The organism is Frankia sp. CcWB3 (assembly GCF_977927595.1).
On record NZ_CDWRCK010000113.1, the window covers coordinates 1 to 6,487 of the forward strand.

At 71.9% G+C, this 6,487-nt stretch carries 10 protein-coding genes; 6 read left to right on the forward strand and 4 right to left on the reverse strand.

What is annotated here, in order from left to right; all coding sequences use genetic code 11:
- The 4 genes from ACY5KJ_RS10625 to ACY5KJ_RS10640 form a co-directional block, all read left to right on the forward strand.
- On the forward strand, positions 1-534 hold a 534-nt coding region (locus tag ACY5KJ_RS10625), incomplete at its 5' end, for a glycosyltransferase (protein WP_462203276.1).
- Entirely contained in the window at positions 531-1,715 is a 1,185-nt protein-coding gene (locus tag ACY5KJ_RS10630) for a glycosyltransferase (protein ID WP_462188565.1), read from the forward strand. The genes ACY5KJ_RS10625 and ACY5KJ_RS10630, both read left to right, overlap by 4 nt.
- A gap of 27 nt (positions 1,716-1,742) precedes the next feature.
- Entirely contained in the window at positions 1,743-2,555 is an 813-nt protein-coding gene (locus ACY5KJ_RS10635) for an SGNH/GDSL hydrolase family protein (protein ID WP_462188562.1), read from the forward strand.
- A 29-nt stretch (positions 2,556-2,584) separates the two neighbouring features.
- Positions 2,585-3,379 (forward strand): hypothetical protein, encoded by a 795-nt coding sequence (locus ACY5KJ_RS10640; RefSeq protein WP_462203277.1) that lies wholly within the window; start codon positions 2,585-2,587, stop codon positions 3,377-3,379.
- A gap of 51 nt (positions 3,380-3,430) precedes the next feature.
- Here ACY5KJ_RS10640 and ACY5KJ_RS10645 read toward each other — a convergent pair whose 3' ends face one another.
- From ACY5KJ_RS10645 to ACY5KJ_RS10660, 4 genes are all read right to left on the reverse strand, one after another.
- Complete coding sequence (locus tag ACY5KJ_RS10645; protein ID WP_462188560.1) at positions 3,431-3,946, reverse strand: DUF3090 domain-containing protein; 516 nt, start codon at positions 3,944-3,946, stop codon at positions 3,431-3,433.
- Between the two features lie 180 nt (positions 3,947-4,126).
- Positions 4,127-5,179: a ferrochelatase gene (locus ACY5KJ_RS10650; protein WP_462188559.1), complete on the reverse strand. Its 1,053-nt coding sequence runs from the start codon at positions 5,177-5,179 to the stop codon at positions 4,127-4,129.
- A complete protein-coding gene (locus tag ACY5KJ_RS10655; RefSeq protein WP_462188558.1) occupies positions 5,176-5,481 on the reverse strand; it encodes a hypothetical protein in 306 nt (101 codons plus the stop codon). Before ACY5KJ_RS10655 ends, ACY5KJ_RS10650 begins: the two co-directional genes overlap by 4 nt.
- Positions 5,482-5,746: 265 nt before the next feature.
- Complete coding sequence (locus tag ACY5KJ_RS10660) at positions 5,747-5,872, reverse strand: hypothetical protein (RefSeq protein WP_462188557.1); 126 nt, start codon at positions 5,870-5,872, stop codon at positions 5,747-5,749.
- A gap of 20 nt (positions 5,873-5,892) precedes the next feature.
- On the opposite strand from ACY5KJ_RS10660, the gene ACY5KJ_RS10665 reads away from it, so the two are divergent.
- Both ACY5KJ_RS10665 and ACY5KJ_RS10670 read left to right on the forward strand, forming a co-directional pair.
- On the forward strand, positions 5,893-6,189 hold the full coding sequence (locus tag ACY5KJ_RS10665; protein WP_462188556.1) for a hypothetical protein: 297 nt from the start codon (positions 5,893-5,895) through the stop codon (positions 6,187-6,189).
- A complete protein-coding gene (locus ACY5KJ_RS10670; protein ID WP_462203278.1) occupies positions 6,180-6,443 on the forward strand; it encodes a type II toxin-antitoxin system VapC family toxin in 264 nt (87 codons plus the stop codon). The genes ACY5KJ_RS10665 and ACY5KJ_RS10670 overlap by 10 nt, the downstream gene beginning before the upstream one ends.
- Positions 6,444-6,487 lie beyond the last annotated feature (44 nt).

Here is a 6,487-nt window from a genome sequence, read left to right on the forward strand (position 1 = left end):
CGCCCCACCCTCGCCCGGTCGATGCCGAACGCGGCGTTCCTCGGATTCCGCGCCGGGCAGGAGCTCTCGGCTGCGGTCGCGAGTCTCGACGTCTTCGTCCACACCGGCATCCACGAGACATTCTGCCAGGCGGCGCAGGAGGCCAAGGCGAGCGGGGTACCGGTGGTCGCCCCCGCGGCGGGCGGGCTGCTCGACGTTGTCGAGCACGGCCGCACCGGGCTGCACTACACTCCCGGCGACCCCGCGGCCCTGCGGGCGCAGGTCGCGGCCCTGGCCGACGACCTCCCTCGCCGGGTGGCGATGGGTGCGGCGGCCCGGGAGTCGGTCGTGGGATGCGGGTGGAGCGCAGTCGGCGACGAGCTGCTCGGCCACTACCGTGACGTGCTCGGCACCGGCGGCGGGGCCGGCCGCTTCGGCCGCCTCAGGCACCCCGGCCCGGTCATTGAGGGACGGAGCGGACGGCGGGGCGGACGACGGGACGGATGGGACGCACGCGAGCGGCCCGGGACGAGAAACGACGGGTGGTCAGCATGAAGATCGTGCAGGCGGCAAACTTCGTCGCGCCGGCCTCCGGCGGCATCCGGACGACACTGCGCCACCTCGCCGCCGGCTACACCGCGGCGGGCCACGAGGTCGTCCAGATCATTCCGGGCGAGCAGGACGCCGAACTGGTCCAGCCGGATGCCCGCGTGTTCCAACTACGCGCCCCCCGGCTACCCGGAACCGGTTACCGGATCATCACCGAGCCGTGGCGCGTCACCGACCTGCTCGACCGGGAACGGCCCGACCGGCTCGAGGTCCACGACCGGGCGACCCTGCGTCCACTAGCCCGATGGGCCCGCCGTCGCGGGGTGCCGTCGCTGGTCGTCAGCCACGAGCGGCTCGACCGCCTGCTCGGCACCTGGACACCCGCACCGCTGCGGGGAGTCCTGCCGGTCTCGACAGCCGCGGACCGGGCGAACGCTTCGTTCGCGGCCGCCTTCGACTCCGTCGTGGCGACGACGGCCTGGGCGGCGGCGGAGTTCGTCCGCATCGGCGCCGGCAACCTGCGCCACGTTCCGCTCGGCGTCGAGCTCGACCGTTTCTCCTCCGCTCACCACGACCTGACCCTGCGACGCGCCTTCGCCCGTGACCAGGAGGCGCTGCTGGTGGTGGCCAGCCGGCTGGCACCGGAGAAGCGGGTCGACCTCGCCGTGGACGCGGCAGCCGAACTCGTCCGCCGCCGGGTGCCGGCGCGCCTGGTGATCGCCGGTGACGGGGCCCATCGGGGCCGGCTGGAACGGCATGCGGCCGGGCTGCCGGTAACCTTCCTCGGGTTCGTGGCCGACCGGGAACGGCTCGCCGGCCTGCTGGCGACCGCCGACCTCGCGCTCGCCCCCGGCCCGGTGGAGACCTTCGGGCTGACCGCCCTGGAGGCGCTCGCCAGCGGCACCCCGGCAGTGGTGCACCACGCCAGTGCGCTCGCAGAACTGATCGTCCCGGGAGTAGGCGTGATCGCCGCGGGCAGCGGATTCACGTTCGCCGACGCCGTCGTGGACCTGCTGTCCGCCTCGCCGGCGCAGGTCCACGCGCGCCGGGTCGCGGCCCGGGCCCGCGCGGAGCAGTTCCCCTGGTCGACCACGGTCGCGGGCTTCCTCGCCTGCCACGACTCGCCCGGTCCGGCCGCCCCGGGCACGGCCTTCCCGCAGCCACCGGCGCCGCCGCTCGCGGCCTGACTCGCGGTCTGAAAGGCGGGCAGAGCCATGGACTCCGGTACCGGATCCCGACGGTTCGTCGCGCTGGGCGACAGCATCACGGTCGGCCTCGGCGACGGCGTGACGATGGGACGCGAACACCGCCGCTCCGCGACGGGAGGACGGGGCTTCGCCGCCCGGCTCGCCGCGTGCCTGGGCCCGGCCGGCGCCGTGGAATTCACCAATCTGGCCACCACGGGAGCGACCACGCACGACGTGCGTACCCGTCAGCTTCCCGTCGCCCTGTCGCTAGGCCCCCAGATCGCCAGCGTGATCGCCGGCATGAACGACGTGCTGAAACCGACGTTCGATCCGCTGCGGTTACGTCAGGACCTGGTCTGGACGGTGGGCCGTCTGCGGGCTGACGGAGTCGTCGTGCTCACCGCGACCATGCCCGATCCCAGCCGGCTGCTCCCGGTGCCGGCGCCGTTCGGCCGGATCCTGAGCGAACGGGTCGAACGGCTCAACGCGGCGGTCCATGCCGCGGCCCGGACGGACCCCGGGGTGTTGATGGTCGACCTCGGCGGGCACCCTGCGGTGCGCAGCCGGTCCAGCTTCGACGTGGACCGGATCCACCCGGGGCCACGCGGCCACCGCCTGATCGCGCAGGCGTTCGCCCATCGTCTGTCGCACGCCGGGGTAGCACTCGTGGGTCTGCCGGACGGACCCGATCATGAGGAACCGGCTCCAGGAATCATCGAGCATTCCTACTGGCTGCTGAGCGTGGGCCTGCCCTGGCTGGCCGGGCGGTGCCTGCCCAGAGGCGACAAATGGCGCTATCACCCGGAAAAAGGTCTGGTACGGCCTCCTCGGCGAGCCTGAAGGCTCCTCGATTGCCTACGGTAGGCAATGTGCTTCCCGCCCTGTCAGCGTCGCCCCGGTCCGGAGTCCTCACCGGATGGGGCAATGCGTGGCTTGCCGGGCTCGTCGGGCTCGACGACGTCATCACCCAGATGCACCGCGCGCTCGGCGGCGAGGCGGCGCCGCACACCCTCGGCGACGAGCCGCTCGTGCTGGGCCTGGGAGCCCTGCGTTCGGCCGGAGCGCAACGGCTCCGGCTGGTCCTGCCCGCCCCCGGGGACGCCACCGGCCTGCCCGGCCCGGCGGAGGTGAACAGGGACGCGATCACCGCCGGGGAGGCGATCATCGTGATCGGCCCGAACCCACCGCTGGTGCTCGTTCCCGGGGTCGTCGTGCACGGGCCGGCCCTGGAGGGGCGGCTGGAGTCGGTGCACTGGCGGGTGCTCGTCGCGTCCCGCGTGCCACCGCCCGGAGCCGGCCTGCGCGCCGCGGAACACGACCTCAGCAACGCGATCCGCACCACGACGGCCGCGCTCATCGACCTCGACATCGCAATCGCTCGCCCCGAGGTGCTCGCCCTGCTGCGCGACCGCGGGGAGGAGGAGCCGGGCCCGGGGCTGGGCCCGGGTCATCCACCGGGGGCGCACGCCCTGCTGGCCCGGGCGGAGCGGTTGTCGGCCCTGCTCGACCTCGCTGCCCGGGACGACGGTGCCGCGGTGACCGCGAGCGAGATCGCCCGCAGGTCCGCGGCGCTGCGCAACCTTTCCGCGGCAGTGCGTCGCGCCTATGCAGCAGCCTACGATGCCTTCGACCCGACGTACGCCCCTGTGCCGCCCTCGAACTGACGATCTGACGATCGCCGGCTGCCCGCCCCGGCCGGCTCCGGCCGGCTCCGATCAGTTCAGCCGAGGGCAGAAGTGCCCGGCCGGATCGTCCGGGCGGCCGCACAGGACGCACGGTGGACGCCCGGCGGCAACGATCGTGCGGGCTCGTTCGATGAAGGCACGGGCCTGTTTGATCGACAGTCCCACCCGCAACGAGTCGAGCTCGTCCTCGCTCTCGGGGAGCCGGAACTCCCCGGGGGACAGCCCGGCCGCCTCGACGAAGACCCGGTGGCCGTCCCAGGACACCGTGAGCTGGCCCAGATGGAAGTCCTCCTCGAACGGGGCATCCAGCGGGGCAAGATCGATCTCGACGTCCGAAGCGGTCGGAAGCACGATGCCCTGGGTCTGGCCCACCTGGCCTAGCAACGCGGTCAGCCCCTCCGCCAGGGCGGTGACCTCGGTCTTCTCCAGACCGACCGTCACGACCTGACCACGCCCGGCAGCCTGCAGGAAGAAGATCCGGTCACCCGGCTGGCCGACGGTTCCCACCACGAACCTTTCCGGGGATTCGAACACGTAGCGCCGCATATCTCCGATCGCTCCGTTACCTTGACTCGCTTCGTCGTTCGGTCCTGATCGCTTCGTTCCCCATCAGTATCGGTTCCCCATCAGCCTCGGCTCACCATCAGTATGGCCGCCTCGCCATGCGGTCCGCCCTCCCCCACCCTCCTGGCTTCAGGACCACCCCGGATTCGGGTCCGCGGGGGTTCAGGTCCGCGGCGGCCCGAAGGGCTCGCAGCAGTGCGCGGGGCAGTCCGCCGGCCAGGGCCCGAGGCCGGTCAGCGACCGTCGGGCGCCGCCGGGACGACGCAGCTCCTCGATCAGTTCTCCCACCATCGAGACGAACCGCGGATCCACCCCGACGGTGCCCGCCCGCGTCGCCGGCAGGCCCAGCTTCCGCGCCCGTTCCAGGGCCCCCACGTCGAGGTCATAGCGGACCTCCATGTGATCGCTGACGAATCCCAGCGGAATGATCACGGCACTGGCGGCCCCCGCCGCGGCCAGCCGCGCGAGCCGATCGCGCACGTCCGGCTCGAGCCACGGCACGTCCGGCGACCCACTGCGGCTACAGAAGGCCAGGTCGAAGGGATGACGCACGCCGGTGATGCGTTCGATCCCCTCGGTAATCACCGCTGCGGTAGCCCGCAGCTGGTGAGCGTAGGCGCCCTCGCCACGCCCGCTGGCGCGGGCCTGCGCGAGGGGGAGCGAATGCGCGGTGAAGATCAGATGGGCATCGGGACGCACCTTCGCCGGCAGGTCGGCCAGCGCCGCGACGCCGCGGTCCACCATCGGCTCCACGAACCCCGGATGGTCGAAGAACAGCCGCAGCTTCACCAGCTCGGGCGCACGGTCCCCCACCGCGGCGGCGGCCGCCGCGAGGTCCTCCCGGTACTGCCGGCATCCCGAGTAGGACGAGAAAGCCGAGGTGACGAAGCACGCGGCACGCCGGATGCCGTCGGCGGCCATCTGGGCGACCGTGTCGGTCAGATAGGGCGCCCAGTTCCGGTTCCCCCAGTAGACCGGCAGCCCGGGCAGCTCCGCACGCAACGCGGCGACCAGCGCCCGGTTCTGCTCGTTGAGGGGGCTACGCCCACCGAACAGGTGGTACTGCTCGGCGACGACCGCCAGCCGGGAGGCGGGAATGTCCCGGCCCCTGGTCACGTTGCGGAGGAACGGCAACACGTCGCCGGGCCCCTCGGGACCCCCGAACGAGACGAACAGCAGAGCGTCCACGTCCCCCGGTGCCCCGGCCCCGCTCATCTCGGCACGCTGCCGGCGATCTCCGCCGGATAGTTCGGGAAGTAGCGGGTGATCTCGGACAGCTCGAAGGTGGGCAGGATGGACCCGGCCGGTTCCCGCGCGAGCAGGAACGCGAACGACGCGCGGACCAACGCGATCAGGCCCGGCACATCGTCGGGCGAGAGCCCCACCGCCGCGAGCACCTTGTCATCGACCTGCACCCGGTAGTTGAAGGAGAGCCCGCGGACTCCCGGAGACGTCTCCTCCGCGACCTCGACGTCGAAGTCGCGGCCGCCGTATGGTTCCACCCGAATCACGCCCACCGACCCACCCCCTCGCGGTTGCGCCGACCGCACCGCCGCAGCCGCCTCAACTGCTGAGCCACCTCAGCTGACAGGGATGGCGCGCCCTTGGTTTCGATCAGCCAGCGGCGTGGCGGCACGGCGACGCCGCGCCACCTACGATATCCGTTAAGGCGCGCCGGATGCGTCGTCGGCGGGCAAGAAGATCGCCCGGACCGACCTCCGCGCGGCAGCCGGGGCGGGCACCGGCCCACCCGGGCACCATCGCGGGCGATCCAGTCGATGATCAGACGGCCAGGTGAGCCTTCATGGCGCGGGCCCGCTCGCCGAGCTCGGGCATTCCCACGACCGTGACCCCGGCCGCGCCGAGCAGTTCGTACTCGACCGCGACCCGACTTTGACCAGCCTGCATTCTGCAGTCATAATGCAGGCATGCCAATTGCAGTCACCGTACGCGACGCACCGGAAGACGTACGTGACACGCTCGCGCAGTACGCTCGCCAGCAAGGCCAGTCACTGCAGGCGTTCCTACTCGGAGTACTCACCCGACAGGCCCGGTATGCTCGAAACCAGCAGGTCCTCGCTGCTGTGGAAGACGAACTCGCGGCGGGCGGCGGCGCCGGCGTGGATGCTCCAGCCGCCGCCGACGTGCTGGCAGCCGCCCGCGCCATGCACGTCGAGGCGACATCAACGGACGAGCCAGGAGCGCACGGTTCCGGATGGTCGTAGTGGACGCTTCCGTGCTCGCCAACGCCCTCGTCTACGCCGACGACCGAGGGCGACGGGCCCGCTCGATCCTGAGCGCCGACCCAGAGTGGGCGGCTCCCGAGCACTGGAAGATCGAGCTGTTCTCGGTCATGCGCGGGCTCGCTCTCGGCAACAAGATCAGCGATGGCCAGGCGCAGGCCACGATCAACCGGATTCCCCAGCTTGGCGTCGACCACGTTCCCGTCGAACAGCTCCTAGGAGTCGAAATGAAATAACTTGCGCGTTTCGAACCCTCCACAGGCCTGTGACCTGCGATGAT

Bases quoted from the DNA above. Each gene is read 5' to 3' on its own strand.
- ACY5KJ_RS10670 (WP_462203278.1), top strand. From the start codon at position 6,180: ATGGTCGTAGTGGACGCTTCCGTGCTCGCCAACGCCCTCGTCTACGCC.
- ACY5KJ_RS10630 (WP_462188565.1), top strand. From the start codon at position 531: ATGAAGATCGTGCAGGCGGCAAACTTCGTCGCGCCGGCCTCCGGCGGC.
- ACY5KJ_RS10645 (WP_462188560.1), bottom strand. From the start codon at position 3,946: ATGCGGCGCTACGTGTTCGAATCCCCGGAAAGGTTCGTGGTGGGAACC.
- ACY5KJ_RS10650 (WP_462188559.1), bottom strand. From the start codon at position 5,179: ATGAGCGGGGCCGGGGCACCGGGGGACGTGGACGCTCTGCTGTTCGTC.
- ACY5KJ_RS10665 (WP_462188556.1), top strand. From the start codon at position 5,893: ATGCCAATTGCAGTCACCGTACGCGACGCACCGGAAGACGTACGTGAC.
- ACY5KJ_RS10660 (WP_462188557.1), bottom strand. From the start codon at position 5,872: ATGCAGGCTGGTCAAAGTCGGGTCGCGGTCGAGTACGAACTGCTCGGC.
- ACY5KJ_RS10635 (WP_462188562.1), top strand. From the start codon at position 1,743: ATGGACTCCGGTACCGGATCCCGACGGTTCGTCGCGCTGGGCGACAGC.